The organism is Nocardioides sp. JCM 18998 (assembly GCF_055391535.1).
On record NZ_AP043886.1, the window covers coordinates 2,361,133 to 2,377,007 of the forward strand.

19 protein-coding genes are annotated in these 15,875 nt (G+C 72.6%); 12 read left to right on the forward strand and 7 right to left on the reverse strand.

Annotation, left to right across the window (positions count from 1 at the left end):
* The first annotated feature begins 93 nt into the window (after window positions 1–93).
* Complete coding sequence (locus ACZ5L9_RS11000) at window positions 94–258, forward strand: hypothetical protein (RefSeq protein ID WP_464527579.1); 165 nt, start codon at window positions 94–96, stop codon at window positions 256–258.
* A gap of 96 nt (window positions 259–354) precedes the next feature.
* On the opposite strand, the gene ACZ5L9_RS11005 is transcribed toward ACZ5L9_RS11000, so the two are convergent.
* Together ACZ5L9_RS11005 and ACZ5L9_RS11010 are read right to left on the reverse strand one after the other, a co-directional pair.
* Window positions 355–993: a dihydrofolate reductase family protein gene (locus ACZ5L9_RS11005; RefSeq protein ID WP_464527580.1), complete on the reverse strand. Its 639-nt coding sequence runs from the start codon at window positions 991–993 to the stop codon at window positions 355–357.
* Window positions 994–1,032: 39 nt separating this feature from the next.
* Window positions 1,033–1,686, reverse strand: coding sequence for an NAD(P)H-binding protein (locus tag ACZ5L9_RS11010; RefSeq protein ID WP_464527582.1), 654 nt, complete (start codon window positions 1,684–1,686; stop codon window positions 1,033–1,035).
* A 112-nt stretch (window positions 1,687–1,798) separates the two neighbouring features.
* Between ACZ5L9_RS11010 and ACZ5L9_RS11015 the strand changes: the two genes are divergently transcribed.
* The 4 genes from ACZ5L9_RS11015 (at window position 1,799) to ACZ5L9_RS11030 (ending at window position 4,121) form a co-directional block, all read left to right on the forward strand.
* Window positions 1,799–2,074, forward strand: a complete 276-nt coding sequence (locus ACZ5L9_RS11015; protein WP_464527583.1) for a hypothetical protein — start codon at window positions 1,799–1,801, stop codon at window positions 2,072–2,074.
* A 2-nt stretch (window positions 2,075–2,076) separates the two neighbouring features.
* Window positions 2,077–2,643: a TOPRIM nucleotidyl transferase/hydrolase domain-containing protein gene (locus tag ACZ5L9_RS11020; RefSeq protein ID WP_464527585.1), complete on the forward strand. Its 567-nt coding sequence runs from the start codon at window positions 2,077–2,079 to the stop codon at window positions 2,641–2,643.
* Entirely contained in the window at window positions 2,640–3,110 is a 471-nt protein-coding gene (gene rnhA / locus ACZ5L9_RS11025; RefSeq protein WP_464527587.1) for a ribonuclease HI, read from the forward strand. The genes ACZ5L9_RS11020 and rnhA overlap by 4 nt, the downstream gene beginning before the upstream one ends.
* A gap of 141 nt (window positions 3,111–3,251) precedes the next feature.
* Window positions 3,252–4,121 (forward strand): SGNH/GDSL hydrolase family protein, encoded by an 870-nt coding sequence (locus tag ACZ5L9_RS11030; RefSeq protein ID WP_464527589.1) that lies wholly within the window; start codon window positions 3,252–3,254, stop codon window positions 4,119–4,121.
* Here the strand turns inward: ACZ5L9_RS11030 and ACZ5L9_RS11035 are convergent.
* The gene (locus ACZ5L9_RS11035) at window positions 4,021–5,328 is read right to left on the reverse strand and encodes an alpha/beta hydrolase (RefSeq protein WP_464527591.1); all 1,308 of its coding nucleotides are present in this window, start codon (window positions 5,326–5,328) and stop codon (window positions 4,021–4,023) included. The genes ACZ5L9_RS11030 and ACZ5L9_RS11035 overlap by 101 nt on opposite strands.
* A gap of 108 nt (window positions 5,329–5,436) precedes the next feature.
* Entirely contained in the window at window positions 5,437–6,333 is an 897-nt protein-coding gene (locus ACZ5L9_RS11040; protein ID WP_464527594.1) for a hypothetical protein, read from the reverse strand.
* 125 nt (window positions 6,334–6,458) lie between these two features.
* Here ACZ5L9_RS11040 and ACZ5L9_RS11045 point away from each other — a divergent pair, with 125 nt between their 5' ends.
* Both ACZ5L9_RS11045 and ACZ5L9_RS11050 read left to right on the forward strand, forming a co-directional pair.
* Complete coding sequence (locus tag ACZ5L9_RS11045) at window positions 6,459–8,381, forward strand: phosphatidylglycerol lysyltransferase domain-containing protein (protein ID WP_464527597.1); 1,923 nt, start codon at window positions 6,459–6,461, stop codon at window positions 8,379–8,381.
* Between the two features lie 59 nt (window positions 8,382–8,440).
* Complete coding sequence (locus ACZ5L9_RS11050) at window positions 8,441–8,890, forward strand: methyltransferase family protein (protein ID WP_464527598.1); 450 nt, start codon at window positions 8,441–8,443, stop codon at window positions 8,888–8,890.
* Between the two features lie 13 nt (window positions 8,891–8,903).
* On the opposite strand, the gene ACZ5L9_RS11055 is transcribed toward ACZ5L9_RS11050, so the two are convergent.
* Entirely contained in the window at window positions 8,904–10,499 is a 1,596-nt protein-coding gene (locus tag ACZ5L9_RS11055) for a fibronectin type III domain-containing protein (RefSeq protein WP_464527600.1), read from the reverse strand.
* Between the two features lie 127 nt (window positions 10,500–10,626).
* Between ACZ5L9_RS11055 and ACZ5L9_RS11060 the strand changes: the two genes are divergently transcribed.
* Window positions 10,627–12,339: an FAD-binding dehydrogenase gene (locus ACZ5L9_RS11060; protein ID WP_464527602.1), complete on the forward strand. Its 1,713-nt coding sequence runs from the start codon at window positions 10,627–10,629 to the stop codon at window positions 12,337–12,339.
* Window positions 12,340–12,362: 23 nt separating this feature from the next.
* Window positions 12,363–12,704, forward strand: a complete 342-nt coding sequence (locus tag ACZ5L9_RS11065; protein ID WP_464527604.1) for a non-heme iron oxygenase ferredoxin subunit — start codon at window positions 12,363–12,365, stop codon at window positions 12,702–12,704.
* A 134-nt stretch (window positions 12,705–12,838) separates the two neighbouring features.
* Here ACZ5L9_RS11065 and ACZ5L9_RS11070 read toward each other — a convergent pair whose 3' ends face one another.
* On the reverse strand, window positions 12,839–13,144 hold the full coding sequence (locus ACZ5L9_RS11070; protein WP_464527605.1) for a DMT family transporter: 306 nt from the start codon (window positions 13,142–13,144) through the stop codon (window positions 12,839–12,841).
* Window positions 13,145–13,266: 122 nt separating this feature from the next.
* Between ACZ5L9_RS11070 and ACZ5L9_RS11075 the strand changes: the two genes are divergently transcribed.
* Together ACZ5L9_RS11075 and ACZ5L9_RS11080 are read left to right on the forward strand one after the other, a co-directional pair.
* Window positions 13,267–13,818 carry a TetR/AcrR family transcriptional regulator gene (locus ACZ5L9_RS11075; protein WP_464527607.1) on the forward strand — a complete coding sequence of 184 codons (552 nt, stop codon included), beginning with the start codon at window positions 13,267–13,269 and terminating at the stop codon, window positions 13,816–13,818.
* A 45-nt stretch (window positions 13,819–13,863) separates the two neighbouring features.
* Entirely contained in the window at window positions 13,864–14,568 is a 705-nt protein-coding gene (locus tag ACZ5L9_RS11080) for a YoaK family protein (RefSeq protein ID WP_464527609.1), read from the forward strand.
* On the opposite strand, the gene ACZ5L9_RS11085 is transcribed toward ACZ5L9_RS11080, so the two are convergent.
* Window positions 14,565–14,942 (reverse strand): YidH family protein, encoded by a 378-nt coding sequence (locus ACZ5L9_RS11085; RefSeq protein ID WP_464527611.1) that lies wholly within the window; start codon window positions 14,940–14,942, stop codon window positions 14,565–14,567. The genes ACZ5L9_RS11080 and ACZ5L9_RS11085 overlap by 4 nt on opposite strands.
* A 91-nt stretch (window positions 14,943–15,033) precedes the next feature.
* On the opposite strand from ACZ5L9_RS11085, the gene ACZ5L9_RS11090 reads away from it, so the two are divergent.
* Window positions 15,034–15,849 carry a thioesterase family protein gene (locus ACZ5L9_RS11090; protein WP_464527613.1) on the forward strand — a complete coding sequence of 272 codons (816 nt, stop codon included), beginning with the start codon at window positions 15,034–15,036 and terminating at the stop codon, window positions 15,847–15,849.
* Window positions 15,850–15,875 lie beyond the last annotated feature (26 nt).

Sequence of the window (15,875 nt, forward strand, 5' to 3'; positions counted from 1 at the left end):
GCCGACTCCGGCCACCGACCCCGTGCCCGCGGCCCGCAGGGCTCGACGGCGTCCCGACCCGGGCCTCGCGCGCCGTCGTGCACCTGTGCCGTCATGCCCATCAGGAAGCTCACCCCGGTCCGCAACCAGGCCGAGCGCAGCCTGCGTGACAACGGCCTCGTCGGCCGGTCCTTCCTCGTCTTCGGCGCGATCACGCTCACCCCGTCACTGATCGCGCGCGGGATCCGGTTGGAGCGCGAGAGCCGCGAGGACACATGAGGGCACAGATCCCGCACGTGCGGGATCTGTGCGCCGGAACCCCGTCTCCGAGCGTGCAACATCCCGCACCTGCGCGATGTTGCACGCCGGCGGAGTTCAGCGGCTGAACGTCAGGTGGATCGTGCCGCTCTCGGCGGTCTCGGAGGTCACCGCGTAGCCGGACTCGAGGCCGCGCAGGTCGTCCCAGAGCCGGATGCCGCTGCCGATCAGGATCGGGGCGATCGCGACGTGGAGGCGGTCGACGAGACCGGCGCGGAGGAAGTCGCGCACGACGGTCGGGCCGCCGCCCACCCGTACGTCCTGGCCTCCGGCCGCCTCGGTCGCGAGCGCCAGCACGTCGTCGGGCGACGCGGTCAGGAAGTGGAAGGTGGTCCCGTTCGCGAACTCGATCGGCGCCTGCTCGCGGTGGCTCAGCACGAACACGGGGCAGTGGAACGGCGGCTCGTCGCCCCACCAGCCCTTCCAGTCGGGGTCGTCGGGGAAGGTGTGGAGGCCGAACATCCCGGCGCCCATGATCTCGGCGCCGATCCCCTCGAAGTACGCCGCGGCATACCGCTCGTCGACACCGGTCGTGCCCTCGCCGGTCTTGCCGAGGACGCGGGTCTGGAAGGTCCGGGTCGCGACGTACGCCGCCGTCATCCGCCCCCAGTCCTCGCCGAACGGGCTCTCGGGCGTCTGATCGGTCGTGGTCGCGAAACCATCGAGCGAGATGTTGAGGTCCACGCGCACAGCCATGGCCCCATCATGGACCACGGTGACCGGGAGCCACGTGCGCTAGCCGCGGATGGCCTCGACGATCGGCGTACGGCCGTTGCAGAAGCCGATCGTGCGCCCGACGGTGCTGTCGTCGTGCAGCGTCGCCGCGACCACGGCCGCGACGTCGGCGCGGGTGATCGAGGTGTCGCCCTCCGCGTCCGGGGTCACCACGTCGATCAGCCCGGTGGGGTCATCCAGGGTCAGTCGACCCGGGCCGAGGACCGTGAACGCGAGTGAGGAGGCGCGCAGGTGCTCGTCGGCGGCGGCCTTCGCCTCGGCATAGGCGTGGAACGCGTCGTCCGGCGCCACTCCGTGCTCGGGGCGGGCGCCGAGGTAGGAGACCATCACGTAGCGCGCCACCCCGGCTGCGGTCGCGGCATCCATGCTGCGGATCGCGGCGTCGCGATCGACGGCGTACGTCCTGGCCTCGTCGCCGCCCCCGGCACCGGCCGACCACACGACCGCGTCCTGGCCGCGCAGGAGCTCGGTCAGCTCCTCGGTCCCGAGCGTCTCGACATCGGCCACGACCGGGCGGGCCCCGGTGGCGGCGACGTCGGTCCGGTGGTCGGGGTTGCGGAAGACGCTGGTGACGACGTCTCCGCGCTCGACCAGCAGCGGGGCCAGTCGCAGGGCGACCTTGCCGTGTCCGCCCAGGATCAGGATGGTGGTCATCGCGCTCCTCACTCGCAGGGTCAGGTCCCCTCGACGGTACCCGCTCGAGCGCCCCGCAACCCGCGCCAGGGCGGCGTCCGGAGGCTCCGCCGGCGACGGTTAGGCTCCGGGCGTGACGTACTGGTTCAAGCGGCGACGCTACGGCTGGGGGTGGACCCCGTCGACGTGGCAGGGCTGGCTGCTGCTCGCGGCCGTGCTCCTGCTCGTCCTGGCGCCGATCCCGTTCCTGCCGCAGGGCGAGGACCAGGGTGGCCCGAACCCGTACGCCTATCTCTTCTACGTCCTCGTCGTGATCGTGGTCTTCATCCTCATCGCGATCAGGAAGGGCCCGACGCCGCACTGGCGCTGGGGGACGAAGGACGACGACGACCCCGACGAGGACTTCTGAGCATGGCGCGACCGATCACGATCCTCGTCGAGGGCGACTCCGACAAGGCGGCCGTCGAGGCGCTCGCACCGCGCTACGGCATCGAGCTGGGCCCCTCGGATGGCACGGCCGAAGATGTCGACGCCATCGAGCTGGTCAGCATGGGCGGTGCCGGCAACGCGGGCCGCTTCATCGCCGAGAAGGCGGCGGCCGGACGCCGCGTCGGTGGGCTCTACGACGAGGCCGAGGAGCGCTTCTTCGCGCGCGCCCTCAACCGCCAAGAGGGCGAGGACCTCTCCCGCCAGGGCTTCTTCGCCTGCCGCCGCGACCTCGAGGATGAGCTCGTCCGCGCGCTCGGCGTCACCGCGGTCACCGCCCTGCTGGAGCAGAAGAACGACCTGGGCGGCTTCCGCTCCTTCCAGAACCAGGACGCGCACAGCGGCGACGAGGCCATCGAGCAGCTGCGCCGCTTCATCAGCGCCAACGGCGCACGCAAGCGGACGTACGCCGCCGCCATGGCCGCGGTCGTTCCCCTCGAGGCGCTCCCGGAGCCGCTCGAGGGTCTGCTCGGCTGGATCTGGAGCGCATGAGCGCCGTACCGGACCCCGCCGAGGTCGTCACCATCCACACCGACGGCGGCTGCCGCCCCAACCCCGGCCCCGGTGGCTGGGGGGCCGTGCTGCGCTTCGGCGCGCACGTCCGGGAGATGTACGGCAGCGACCCGAGCGACACCACCAACAACCGGATGGAGCTGACCGCGCCGTGCGAGGCGCTGGAGACGCTCAACCGGCCGTGCGTGGTGCACGTCTACACCGACTCCACCTACGTCCGCAGCGGCATCACGTCGTGGCTGGCCGGCTGGAAGCGCAACGGCTGGAAGACCGCTGCCAAGCAGCCGGTCAAGAACGCCGATCTGTGGCAGCGTCTCGAGGCGGCGTGCGAGCGGCACCAGGTCGAGTGGTTCTGGGTGAAGGGCCACGCCGGCGTCGCCGACAACGAGCTCGCCGACCAGCTCGCCACCCGTGGGGTCGAGGAGGCGTCCGCCGCCGCGCGCTGAGCGATCGGCGGCCCGGGAGGCGCGCGTGAGGCGGCTCACGATCGCGGTGCGCCGGCGTTCAGGGTGTTCGGCGTGGAGCGCCCGTACGTTGGAGGCCGTGACGGTCGACGAGACACCGGGTTCGGGCCCGGCCGGTCCGCGATGACGCTGCGTCGTGTCGCGCTCGTCGCCGTGGTCGCCGTCCTCCTGGCCGCAGCCGTGGTCCTCCTTGTGGAGCGAGCGGGCGGAACCGCCGCCCCGAGCGCGGTGCCGCGCTCGACCGCCCCTTCCTCCGCGCCTCGGTCCGCCACGGCGAGCCCCTCGGCCGCCGCAACGCCGCCGCCTGCCGGCACCCGACACACCGTGGTGGCGCTCGGAGACTCGGTGCCCGCGGGCAACGTCTGCGGATGTCGGCCCTTCCCGCAGATCTACGGCACGCTGCTGAGCCGGAGCACCGGCGCGCAGGTCTCCGTCGACAACCTCGCCGTCGGCGGTCTCGACACGTCCGGCCTGCTCGGCCAGCTCGGCCGGCCCGGCTACCAGAGCGCCGTACGTCGCTCCGACATCGTCCTGATCACGATCGGTGCCAACGACTTCGTCGACCACCACGACCAGGTGGTCGCCGGCCGCTGCGGAACCGGCAGCGCCGACTGCGTCGCCGACGAGGTGGCGACGCTGCGGGCCCACCTCGCCTCGGTGCTCGAGCGGATCCGGGCGCTGCGCGGCAGCGCCCCGACCACGGTGCTGGTCACCGGCTACTGGAACGTCTTCCAGGACGGCGACGTGGCCCGTCGCGACGTTGGCCAGTCCGGGCTGGACGCCTCCCTGCGCCTCACCGACCGCGCCAACGCGGTGATCCGATCCGTCTCGACCGCCGAGGGCGCGCACTACGTCGACCTCTTCACCGCGTTCAACAGCACCGGCGAGGACATCACCGACCTGATGGCCGCCGACGGCGATCACCCGAATGCCGCCGGGCACGAGCTGATCGCGCACGCACTGCTCGATGCGGGCCTGCCTCGCGCGACCTGAGCCTGATCCCGCTCTGCAGGACCGTCGAGGCGTGCGCCGGGACGGTCGACACCGGCGGCGTCGGTGCGCCCGGCTCGAAGCCCTCCACGTTCTGGCCGAGCCAGCGCAGCGCCTCCGGCAGCAGCGAGACCCAGATCGAGAGCCGGTGTCCGGCGTTGCGCAGCACCACCGCGTGCACCGCCGTCGGATGGTGGACCGCACGCAGGAAGTCCGCGCTGGAGGAGTAGCTCAGCTGATCGGCGTGCGAGGTCTGGATCCACAGCGAGACCGGTGGCGCGTCGTGCTGCTCGGCGCGGACGAGGTCGTACCGTCGTCCAGGCGCGCTGTCCGGCGCGAACGGCTGGTAGTAGGGCCCGAAGTCGGGCCGGTAGTAGCCACCGAACACGATCCCGGCGCCGTACTGGGCGGGGTGCAGGACGGTCGCCATCGCCGCCACGTAGCCGCCGGCGGAGTCCCCGATCGTCGCCCAGCCGTTGCGGTCGGGATCGACCCGGAAGTGGGAACCCACCCAGTCCGGTACGTCACGGGTCAGCCAGGTCTCGACCGCGGGCCGTCCGGCCTGGCCGTTCACGCCCTCGGTGTCGACGCCTGCCGGGAACTCGATCTGCGGGATCACCAGCAGGGGCGCGCGGAGCTGGCCCTGGGTGGCGAGCTGCTGCGCGTCCTGCGGCTCCGGGAAGTTCTTGAGCCAGCCCTGCGGGGCGCTCGGGTAGCCGTGGAACGCCTCCAGCACCGGGTAGCGCTCGGTCGCGTCGGCCGCTGCGTCGTAGCCCGGTGGCAGCACCACGACCACCGTCCCGGTCAGGCCGCTGATCGCGCCGTGCACGGTGTAGACGAGTGCCCCCGACGAGTTGGGCGTCCCGGTCAGCGGCGGGACCTGCGCCGCCACCGCCGCCTTCACGCCGGCGACCGGCATGTTGGGCGCCTGGCGCTCGCCCCCGCCCCGGTGCACCGTGGTCTGGGCGACGGTGCCGCTGAACGAGCCGGCCAGGTCGGCCCAGTTGGCGTAGAAGAGGAAGTACGCGTTGAGCTGGGTGGCCGCGGTCAGCAGCACCAGCAGGTTGACGAGGACCAGCGAGCCCGCCCGCCCCGCGATGTGCCAGGGCGTACGCCTGGTCAGGCGTGGCCAGAGCACGATCACGGCGACGAAGGCCGCGAGGGTCACGGCGATGACCCCGTCGAGGAAGACGGCTCCGGTGAGCGACATGACCTACCCCCACTGCCGGCGTCGACTCCAGCGCCTTGTTGTGAGCGGCCGGCCTCATCATCAAAGCGCGCGGCTCTGGTCAGAACCTGATCGTGTGGGGACGGGGGCCTACGCCTCCGGCCGATGGGCCGGCGCAGGGTCGTGCCGAGGCGTCGGGTCGGCGGTCACCTCGCCGAACTGCGCGAGCGCCAGCGCCCCGCCCACCGCGACGACGAAGCCCGCCGCCGCCGGGAGGCCCCATCCGCTACGGGTGTGATCGCCCAGGAGCGCGAGCCCGGCGAGCGCCGGCAGCACCGTCTCGCCGACGACCAGCGGCGCCGTCGCCTGGACGACGCTGCCCCGCTGGAGGGCGGTGGCGTAGGCGACCAGCGCCAGCGGCGTGGCCACCAGCACGGCGTAGGTCGCCGGCGCGGTGAGCAGGAGATCGAGGTCGTGGGGCAGGCCGGGCCAGGTCAGCGTCGCGGTGAGCCCGCGGGCGGCCAGCGCGATCACGCCGAACCCGAGTCCGGCGACGGCGCCCAGCGCCCAGGCGCCGGCCCTGCCACCCAGGCGCGCCAGGGGTGCCGCGGTGATCGCCAGCAGAGCCGCGGCGCCGAGCACCAGCCACTGCGTCCGCGTGCTGAGGGGCTGCGCCGACTCCGGTGCCGCCGAGAGCCCGACCACGCCGAGTCCGACCACGACCGCCAGCAGGGCGATGACCTCGCGCCGGCGCAGCCGCAGGCCGAGGACCAGCGAGCCGACCACGGCGGTGACCGCCAGGAAGCTCGCCGCGATCGACTGCACGACGTAGAGCGGGAGCGACCGCAGGGCGACGAGCGAGAAGACGAAGCCGAGGGCGTCGAGGGCCAGTCCCACCGGATAGCGCCAGCTCCGGGCCAGGGTGACCAGCAGGCGCAGGTCGAGGTCGCCCGCGGGTGCCGCCTCCGCCGCCGCTGCGGCCTGGAGGACGGAGCCGACGCCGTAGCAGAGCGCGGTGGCGATCGCGCAGAGGAGACCCACGGGCATGGCTCACCGTACGGCGCCGAGCACCGGCGCCGTTCCCCGCGCGGCGTGACAGTCAGGTCGTGATCACACCTCGCGACGGATCGTGGAGGCGTCACCTTCCTTGGGCCGATTCTGAGGAGCATCGCATGGGCACTGTTCGCGGAACCACCACCGGCCGGGGCCCGCTCGCCACCCGTCGCCGCTCGATCACCCTGTCCGCACCGCACGCCGCCCCGCCTGTCGCCGGCCTGCCTGTCGCCGGCCCGCCTGTCGCCGGCCTGCCCTCCGACGACGCCACCCGGGTGCGCGTCAGGCGCATCGGGGAGCCGCCGGCGCGGCCGAAGCAGCCGCCGGCGGCGTACCGCTCGCGGCCCGCGAGCGCCTTCGAGCGGCTCGGCTCGCCGCGGGTGATCGCCCGGCTGGTGTGGCTGGTCGGGCTCGTCGCGCTGATCAGCGCGGCCTCGCCGGCGATCCACCACCGGGTCGAGGCCGTCACCCAGATCCTTCCGCCGGTGTTCCCGGCGGCCGCCACCACCGGCACGCTCGCGGCCGGGGTGATGCTGATGCTCCTGGCCACCGGCCTGCGCCGTGGCCAGCACCGCGCGTGGCTCCTGGCCGCCGCGCTGACCGGGTTCACCGCGATCGCCCATCTGGTCAAGGGACTCGACGTGGAGGAGGCCACCCTGACCGCGGCGGTCTTCGCACTGCTGCTGGCCACCCGGCATCGCTTCCGGGCTCGCACCGATCCGCGCTCGCCGCGAGCTGTCGTCGTGCTGATCCTGGCGGGCATCCCGATCGCCACCGCGCTCGGCTTCCTCTGGATCAGCGTCGACCTGGACGGGCTCGCCGCCGGCAGCACGCCGCTGTCGCGACTGACCGAGGCGCTGCTGGGCCTGGTCGGCATCCCGGGGCCGGTGGAGTTCGTCGATCACGGCGCCGCCACGCGGGCGGCCGTCGGGCTGGCCGTGCTCGGCGTCGCGCTGGTGTTCCTCGTCGTCCTTGCCGTCCTGCAGCCCGCCGACGGACCGCACCGGCTCGACGCCGCCGAGCGCGCGGGCGTACGCGGGCTGCTCGGCCGCTGGGGCGGCGTCGACTCGCTGTCGTGGTTCACCCTGCGCGACGACCGGGCGGTGATCTTCTCCTCGAGCGGCAAGGCGGCGGTCAGCTATCGCGTGGTCGGCGGCGTCTCGCTCGCCGGAGGCGATCCGATCGGCGACCCGCGCGCGTGGCCGGGGGCGATCGCCGCCTGGCTGGAGGAGGCGGACTCCTACGGCTGGGTGCCGGGCGTCATCGGCGCCAGTGGGCAGGGCGCCGAGGCCTATCACCGCGCGGGCCTCGACGTGCTCGAGCTCGGGGACGAGGCCGTGCTGCACAGCGCCGAGTTCACCACCGAGGGACGCCAGATGCGCGGGGTCCGTCAGGCCGTCGCGCGTTGCCACCGGGCCGGGCTGAGCACCGTCTGCGTCCGGGTGCGCGACCTCGACGGGGCCACCCGTACGGCCATCGTGGCCAGTGCCGACGCCTGGCGCGACGGCGACGTCGAGCGCGGCTTCTCGATGGCGCTGGGCCGGCTCGCCGACGCCGAGGACGGCGACGCGGTCATGGTGCTGTGCCACGACGAGACCGGTGCTCTACGCGGCCTGCTGCAGATGGTGCCATGGGGCGACGACGGGCTCTCCTTGGACGTGATGCGCCGCGACCGCTCCAGCGAGAACGGCATCATCGAGCTGATGGTGAGCGACCTGATGGCGGCCGCGCCCGACCTGGGCGTCGAGCGGGTCTCGCTCAACTTCGCCGTCTTCCGCGACGTGTTCGCCCGCGGCGAGCGCCTCGGCGCGGGGCCGGTGCTGCGGCTGTGGCGCGCGATCCTCGTGCAGGCCTCGCGCTTCTGGCAGATCGAGTCCCTCTACCGGGCGAACGCGAAGTTCCGCCCGGAGTGGGTGCCGCGGTTCGTCTGCTTCCGGTCGGTGGCCGACGTGCCGAGCGTCTCGGTCGCGATCCTGCGGGCCGAGGCGTTCCTGGTCGCGCCGGCATGGTGGCGCAACCTGGGCCGGCGCGGCCGGGCCTGAGACCCCCGGAGCCGAGCAGGCCCTGCCGCTGTTCGACGTGCGGTGGCAGGCTGGTGGGCATGCCGAAGATCCCACCGCCGGCGTACGTCGCCGCCGGGCTGCTCGCCCAGCACGTGCTCGCGCACCGAGGTCGTCGCCCCGGTCCCGTGCGGATCGCCGGGAGCGTGGCGGCCGCAGGTCTCGGTCTGGGCCTGTTCGCCAGCGCGGCCGCCGCCTTCCGTCAGCACCGCACCACGATCGACCCGGTCCATCCGGAGAGGGCGTCGACGATCGTGGAGGAGGGCCCCTTCGGCCTGACCCGCAATCCGATGTACGTGGGCATGACCGCCGTGCTCAGCGCACACGCGATCGCCCGCGGCGGGCTGCTGACCTGGCTGCCGGTCGCCGGCTTCGTCGCGGTGATCGACCGCGTCCAGATCCCCGCCGAGGAGGCGGCGATGCGCGCCAACTTCGGGGAGGCGTACGACGGCTACGCCCGGCGCGTCCCGCGGTGGACGCCCGGGACGTAGCCGGTCGTACGCCTCAGCGCCCGCGCGGGCGGGTCAGCGTGAAGGTCTCGAACGGCGTCAGGGTGCCGTACGGCCCGGCGACCTCGTGGTAGGTGACGGTGATCGTGGTCCGGCCGCCCGGACGGCCCGGGTCCACGTCGAACGAGGCGAAGCCGTACGCGTTGGCCGCATCGCTCGCGCCGAACCACGGCGCCGCCTCGGTCACCTTGGTGGCCACGCCCTTGGCCGTGCCGACCCGGTCGGCGACGGCGACGATGACGTCGCCCCGCGGCGGCGAGTAGAGCAGCTGGTTGGAGGGCGCCGAGGTGCCGCCGCCGCCGATGATCATGTGGACGGTGCCCCGGGTGGTGTCGATGACGTCGAGCGCCTCGACGGTGGGGATCGGGGTCAGGGTCTGGTTCTGCTGCCGGCCGCGGATCGCCTTGGAGCGCTCGTAGTGGTGCTCGTGGCCGCAGACGACGAGGTCGACGCCGTACGTGTCGAAGAGCGGCAGCCACTCCTTGCGGATGCCCAGGTCGGAGCCGTTGAAGCCCTTCGCGCTGGAGATCGCGACCTGGTGCATGCAGACCACGATCCAGTCGATGTCCTTGTCGGCGCGGGCGGCCTTGAGGGTGGCCTCGAGCCACCTCTTCTGCTCGCCGGCCGAGTAGCCGAGCACGCGGTTGTCACCGCCGTCCTGGAGGCAGACGTCGTCGTTGGCGATGAAGACGAAGCGGACAGCGCCGACCGTGAGGGCGTACCAGAGGCCGGCGGTGGTGTCGGTCTGGCCCTTCTGCCGGGGCAGGTCGAAGTAGGTCTGGTAGGCGGCGTAGCCGATCGGGCCGTTGCCGAGCTCGTTCTCGTGGTTGCCGGCCGACGGCTGCCAGGCGCGGTGGCGCGCCGAGCGGCTGTTGTTGGTCCAGAAGTCCGCCCAGGTCCGGACCCGGTCGTTGGCCAGGTTGGCGTAGCAGAGGTCCCCGTTGAACAGGTGCAGCAGCGGCTCGAGGCTCTCCACGCCCATGGTGGTGTCGCCGGCGGCGGGGGAGCCGAGGTTGTCGTTGACGTACCTCGTGCCGGAGAGCTTGCCGACGGTCGGGGTGCCCTGGTCGCCGAAGCTGGTGAACCGGAACGCCGCCCGGCCGCGCGGAGCGGTGCGGAAGGTGCCGAACTCCGGCTTCGCGCCCTCGTGGGAGGCGAGATACATGTACGACGTGTCCGGCTCGAGGCCGCGCAGCCGGGTGTGCAGGGCGTGCACGACGGTGCCGGACCTGGCGTCGGTGTAGGAGGCGACCTCGGCGGAGACCGCGCGCTCGAACTCGCCGCCGTCGCGGGCGATGAGGACCCGCGGACGCTTCACCGTGGTGACCGTGTGCCAGCTGACGTTGGCCTCCGAGCTGGCGTCCGCGCCGAAGCCGACGTGGAGCCCGGAGACCGGCGGGACCGGGGTGCCGGTGGTGGGTGAGGGGGCGGGCCGGGTGTCGGCGGCGGTGTACCGGCCGCCGGTGGCGCCGGGCGTACCGGCGGCTGTCGTGGCGGTGAGACCGCCGACGGCGACGACGGCACCGGTGGCGCCGAGCGCGGACAGGAGACTGCGGCGGGTGAGGTCGGAGCCCCGAGAAGAGTCAGACATGACAGCAACCTCCCGCCTCCGGTGAAGGGGTCGGGCCAACGCGGGCGGAACTCTGGACGAACCTCTGGACGACGCCCGACCGGTACCCGTCAGTAGCCCGGCGGCGATCCATGCCAAGATCGGCGGCATGAGCCAGGTCACAGGGTCGGTTGCCGGATCGGTCGCCGGGGAGCAGCAGGCGGACATCATCGTGGTCGGTGCGGGGCTGGCGGGGCTGGTCGCCGCCGCCGAGGCCGCGGATGCCGGCCGCTCGGTGCTGCTGGTGGACCAGGAGCCGGAGCAGTCGCTCGGCGGGCAGGCGTTCTGGAGCCTCGGCGGGCTCTTCTTCGTCGACAGCCCCGAGCAGCGCCGGATGGGCATCAAGGACTCCGTCGAGCTGGCCACCCAGGACTGGATGGGCTCGGCGCAGTTCGACCGCGACGAGGACCTGTGGCCGCGCCGGTGGGCTGAGGCCTACCTCGACTTCGCGGCGGGGGAGAAGCGCTCGTGGCTGCGCGAGATGGGCCACCGCGTCTTCCCGGTCGTCGGCTGGGCCGAGCGCGGCGACGGCCGCGCCGACGGGCACGGCAACTCCGTGCCGCGCTTCCACATCACGTGGGGCACCGGGCCGGGCGTGGTGGCGCCGTTCGAGGCGCGCGTACGGGCCCATGTCGAGGCCGGCCGGATCCGGTTCGCGTTCCGCCACCGGGTCGACGAGGTGATCATCGAGACGATCGACGGCACCCGCGTCTGCGTCGGCGTCCGGGGAGCGGTGCTGGAGCCCAGCGCGGTCGAGCGGGGCCAGGCCTCCTCACGTGAGGCGGTCGGCGACTTCGAGCTGCGCGCCCCGGCCACGATCGTCACCTCCGGCGGGATCGGGGGCAACCACGACCTCGTACGGAAGAGCTGGCCGGCGCGGCTCGGCGGGCCGCCGGCGTCGATGGTCTCCGGGGTGCCCGCGCACGTCGACGGGCGGATGATCGCGATCACCGAGTCGACGGGTGCCCGCGTCATCAATCGCGACCGGATGTGGCACTACGTCGAGGGCATCCGCAACTGGGACCCGATCTGGGAGAACCACGGCATCCGGATCCTGCCGGGACCCTCCAGCCTGTGGCTCGACGCGACCGGCGAGCGGCTGCCGGCCCCCAACTTCCCGGGCTTCGACACGCTCGGCACGCTCAAGCACCTGCGCACGACCGGGTACGACTACTCGTGGTTCGTGCTGACCGAGTCGATCATCAACAAGGAGTTCGCGCTCTCGGGCTCCGAGCAGAACCCCGACATGACCGGCAAGTCGGTGCGCGGCGTCATCGACCGGGCGCGCAAGGGCCCCGGCCCGGTGCACGCGTTCATGGAGCACGGCGAGGACTTCGTGGTCGCCTCGACGCTGCCCGAGCTGGTCGCGGGGATGAACCGGCTGGCCGCGGTCGCACCGGAGGGTCCACCGATCGACGAGGTCGCGCTGCGCCGCCTGATCGAGGCCCGTGACCGGCAGATCGACAACGGCTTCGCCAAGGACGCCCAGATCACCGCGATGTACGCCGCCCGGCACTACCTCGGCGACAAGGTCTCGCGGGTCGCGAAGCCGCACAAGCTGCTCGACGAGGGCAACGGGCCCCTGATCGCGGTCAAGCTGCACATCCTGTCGCGCAAGACGCTGGGTGGTCTCGAGACCGACCTGTCGGGTCGCTGTCTCACCGCCGACGGCCTGCCGCTCGCCGGCCTGTACGCCGCCGGTGAGGTCAACGGCTTCGGCGGTGGCGGGATGATGGGCTACAACGCGCTGGAGGGTACGTTCCTCGGCGGCTGTCTGTTCAGCGGCCGCACCGCGGGACGCGCTGCCGCTGCCGCGGTCTGAGCGTCCCGTATCGAAGGAGATCGATGAGCACCGGAATCCGCGTCGCCAGCCTGGACGACCTCGACGTCGAGGAGGGCCTGCAGATCTCGAGCGAGGTGACCGGCACCGAGGACGACATCGCCCTGCTGCGCGACACCGACGGGACGGTCTACGCGCTCAACGACACCTGCACCCACGCGGTCGCCTCGCTCGCCGACGGCTGGGTCGAGGACGGCACCGTCGAGTGCCCGGTGCACTCCTCGCGGTTCTGCCTGAAGAACGGCAAGGTGCTCGGCCCGCCCGCGCCGACCGACACGGTCGCGCACAAGGTCGAGGTCCGCGACGGCGAGATCTACCTGTTCCCGAACGAGGCGCCCGAGGACTGATCGGTCGGGCGTGCTGGTTCGTCGAGGTATGCAGGCGAACCAGCACTTCCCACGGTGAGTTCCGCACGGGAAGTGTTGGTCGGGCTGCATACCTCGATCGACCGACACCGGCCGCGCGGGACGTACGACGCGCGTCAGGCGGCGTGCGATCCACCCGCGTTGAGGGCGATCACGCCGGCGACGATCGCGGCGACCGCGAGCACCTTCACCAGCGAGAGCTCCTCGCCGGAGAACCAGCTGATCCCGACGACGGCGACCGTGCCGAGGCCGGCCCAGGTGGCGTACGCGACCCCCAGCGGGAGCGTCTTGACGACGATCGACAGGAGCCAGGTGGCGATGGCGTAGCCACCGACGACGACGAGGGACCACCCGACGTGGTGGAAGGACTGGGTGCGGGGGAGGACGGCGGTGGCGCCGACCTCGCAGCCGATGGCCGTCATCAGTAGCGTGACTGCGACGAACACGATTCTCACGACACTTTCTCTGCTTCTTGTATGAAGCGCTCGCTACATTAGGTGTCTCGACTGTAGCACCCGCTACGAGCTTTGGCATACTGCGCGCTATGAGCCGACGCGACGATCTGCTGGACCAGGTCACCGACCACGTCTCCCAGCACGGTCTCATCGGTCTGACCCTCCGCCCGGTCGCCGCCGCGATCGGGACCAGCGACCGGATGCTGCTCTACCACTTCCGCTCCCGCGACGAGCTGGTCGCCGCCGTCGTGGCCCGCACCTCCGACCGGTCGATGGCCGCCGTCGACGCGCTGCCGGGCGCCGACGGCGTACGGGCGGGGGTCAACCAGCTCTGGCAGGCGTTCCTCGTCGAGCCGCTGCACAACTGCCTCGACGTCTACGTCCAGGCGGCCGCGAGCGGCCTGATCGGCCAGGAGCCGTACCGCTCCGTGGTCCGCGAGTCGAACGACCGCTGGTCCGAGGCGCTGGAGCGCTACCTGGTGCGCTGCGGCGCCGACCCCGACCGGGTCGCGCGCGTGGTGACGCTGGTCGACTCCTCGCTCTTCGGCTTCCACCTCGACCTGGCCACCGACAAGCCGGACGAGCTGTTCCGCGGCGTCGACGACCTCGCGGTCGCCGCCGAGGCGCTCGCCACCGGATGAACCTCGCCACCGGATGAACCTCGCCACCGAATGAACAAGGATGAGATGAGCAGCCTGCGCGCCCGACTGATCGCCGTTCCGACCGAGCGGATGCACCTGTGGCTGATGCTGGTGCTGACGTTCACCACCGGCATCAACGACGCCGTCGGCTACCTCGGCCTCGGCAAGGTCTTCACCGGCAACATGACCGGCAACGTCGTCGTCCTCGGCATGGCCCTGGTCGGAGGATCCGGGCTGCCGGTCCTCGGTCCGGCCCTCGCGCTGTTCGGCTTCATGGCCGGCGCCGCCCTCGCTGGGCGCACGCTCAAGCACGGCACCCGCACGTGGCACGGGCGTACGACCGTCATCTTCGCGGCCGTCGCCGCCGTCATGCTCGCGCTCGGTGCGTGGCTGCTGATCGACCAGGGCGCGCCGACGCGCGCCGAGGAGATCACGGTGACGACGATCGCCGCGTTCGCGATGGGCATGCAGGCCGCCGCCGCCCGGCTGGTGGCGGTCAAGGACGTCACCACCGTCGTGGTCACCTCGACCATCACCGGCCTCGCCGCCGACTCGTTCCTCGGCAGCGGCAAGGGCGGCGGTACGGCGCGGCGCGCATCTGCCGTGCTCGCCATCATCTCGGGCGCCGTCTGTGGCGCGGCGCTGCTCAAGTGGCACCTCGGGGCCGGGCTGCTGCTCGCCGGCGTGGTGATCGCGCTGGCCACCTGGGTCGGCGACCTGCACGATCGGGCCCAGGCCCACCAGCCCTAGTCGAGGGTGAGCGTGAACGCGAGCAGGATCGCGACCAGGACGATCGCGGCGGTCAGCAGCCAGCCCAGCGAGAAGTGCGGGAGCGGCTGACGCAGCCGCATCGCGCGCTCGACCCGGGCCCAGCGGACGTAGGCCAGCACCGTGCAGGCCGCGCCGACCAGGAGCAGGACCACCACCACGACGGTGCGCAGCCACGAGGTCGCGGGCAGCTGCAGCGAGTGCAGCGCGACCGCACCGGCGAGCATCGCCAGCGCGGTGCGCACCCACGCCAGAAACGTGCGCTCGTTGGCCAGGGTGAAGCGCGGGTCCGGCTCGTCGCCGACGGCGTAGACGTACGAGGGCTTGCGCGGGGGGTGCGGAGCATCCGGGGCCATGCCGCCATCATGGCGTGAGCGGCGGTCCGACGACCAAGCGAGCGCTGGTGGCGAACGCGGAAGTCAGCCGCGCAGCGGCTAGGTTGCGGGCGTGGGCGCCGAATACGACCGTGACATCTCCGTGAACAGGACCGCCGATGGCGAGTACGCCGCCGAGCTGAGCGCCGGCTGGATCGTCGGCGGCGGCATCAACGGCGGCTACCTGCTGGCCACGATGGCCAACGCGATCCGCGCCACGCTCGCGGACAGCGCCCGCCCCAAGCCGGATCCGATCAGTGTCAGCGCCTACTACCTCAGCGCATCCGTACCGGGTCCCGCCGCGATCACCACGACGGTGAAGCGCGACGGTGGCTCGATCGCGACCGTCGCCGCCGACCTGGCCCAGGGCGGCGAGGCCCGGATCACGGCCCTGGCCACGTACGGCGACCTCTCCGCCCTGCCTGACGCGGTGGAGAGGTCCATCGAGGTGCCGGACTTCCCGCCGCTCGAGCGGTGCGTACCCAACACGATGGCGCCCGAGGAGATGCGCAGGTTCGTGCCGATGATGGAGCGCTTCGAGATGCTCTTCCATCCCGACCACGTCGGCTGGGCGGTCGGGCAGCCCACGGGCGAGGGCGTGATCAGTGCGTGGTTCCGGCTCAAGGACGGCCGCGAGCCGGACCCGATCTCGCTGCTGACGGTGGTCGACCTCCTTCCGCCGGTCACCTTCGACCTCGGCCGTCCGGGCTGGGCGCCGACGCTCGAGCTCACCGCGCACGTCCGCGCCGTCCCGGCTCCGGGGTGGCTGCGGGTGCGGCACGCGACCCGCAACGTCGCCGGCGGGATGTTCGAGGAGGACTGCGAGGTCTGGGACTCCACCGGTCGTCTGGTCGCGCAGTCGCGCCAGCTCGCCCGTCTGCCGCGCTGAGCGGACGTCATACGCCCGCTGCGGCC

What these genes read in the sequence shown, in the direction of transcription:
- ACZ5L9_RS11080 (WP_464527609.1), top strand. Translation starts at nt 13,864, where the DNA reads ATGAGCAGCCTGCGCGCCCGACTGATCGCCGTTCCGACCGAGCGGATG.
- ACZ5L9_RS11010 (WP_464527582.1), bottom strand. Translation starts at nt 1,686, where the DNA reads ATGACCACCATCCTGATCCTGGGCGGACACGGCAAGGTCGCCCTGCGA.
- ACZ5L9_RS11030 (WP_464527589.1), top strand. Translation starts at nt 3,252, where the DNA reads ATGACGCTGCGTCGTGTCGCGCTCGTCGCCGTGGTCGCCGTCCTCCTG.
- ACZ5L9_RS11075 (WP_464527607.1), top strand. Translation starts at nt 13,267, where the DNA reads ATGAGCCGACGCGACGATCTGCTGGACCAGGTCACCGACCACGTCTCC.
- rnhA (WP_464527587.1), top strand. Translation starts at nt 2,640, where the DNA reads ATGAGCGCCGTACCGGACCCCGCCGAGGTCGTCACCATCCACACCGAC.
- ACZ5L9_RS11050 (WP_464527598.1), top strand. Translation starts at nt 8,441, where the DNA reads ATGCCGAAGATCCCACCGCCGGCGTACGTCGCCGCCGGGCTGCTCGCC.
- ACZ5L9_RS11045 (WP_464527597.1), top strand. Translation starts at nt 6,459, where the DNA reads ATGGGCACTGTTCGCGGAACCACCACCGGCCGGGGCCCGCTCGCCACC.
- ACZ5L9_RS11085 (WP_464527611.1), bottom strand. Translation starts at nt 14,942, where the DNA reads ATGGCCCCGGATGCTCCGCACCCCCCGCGCAAGCCCTCGTACGTCTAC.
- ACZ5L9_RS11060 (WP_464527602.1), top strand. Translation starts at nt 10,627, where the DNA reads ATGAGCCAGGTCACAGGGTCGGTTGCCGGATCGGTCGCCGGGGAGCAG.
- ACZ5L9_RS11005 (WP_464527580.1), bottom strand. Translation starts at nt 993, where the DNA reads ATGGCTGTGCGCGTGGACCTCAACATCTCGCTCGATGGTTTCGCGACC.
- ACZ5L9_RS11055 (WP_464527600.1), bottom strand. Translation starts at nt 10,499, where the DNA reads ATGTCTGACTCTTCTCGGGGCTCCGACCTCACCCGCCGCAGTCTCCTG.
- ACZ5L9_RS11020 (WP_464527585.1), top strand. Translation starts at nt 2,077, where the DNA reads ATGGCGCGACCGATCACGATCCTCGTCGAGGGCGACTCCGACAAGGCG.
- ACZ5L9_RS11040 (WP_464527594.1), bottom strand. Translation starts at nt 6,333, where the DNA reads ATGCCCGTGGGTCTCCTCTGCGCGATCGCCACCGCGCTCTGCTACGGC.
- ACZ5L9_RS11065 (WP_464527604.1), top strand. Translation starts at nt 12,363, where the DNA reads ATGAGCACCGGAATCCGCGTCGCCAGCCTGGACGACCTCGACGTCGAG.
- ACZ5L9_RS11070 (WP_464527605.1), bottom strand. Translation starts at nt 13,144, where the DNA reads ATGACGGCCATCGGCTGCGAGGTCGGCGCCACCGCCGTCCTCCCCCGC.
- ACZ5L9_RS11000 (WP_464527579.1), top strand. Translation starts at nt 94, where the DNA reads ATGCCCATCAGGAAGCTCACCCCGGTCCGCAACCAGGCCGAGCGCAGC.
- ACZ5L9_RS11035 (WP_464527591.1), bottom strand. Translation starts at nt 5,328, where the DNA reads ATGTCGCTCACCGGAGCCGTCTTCCTCGACGGGGTCATCGCCGTGACC.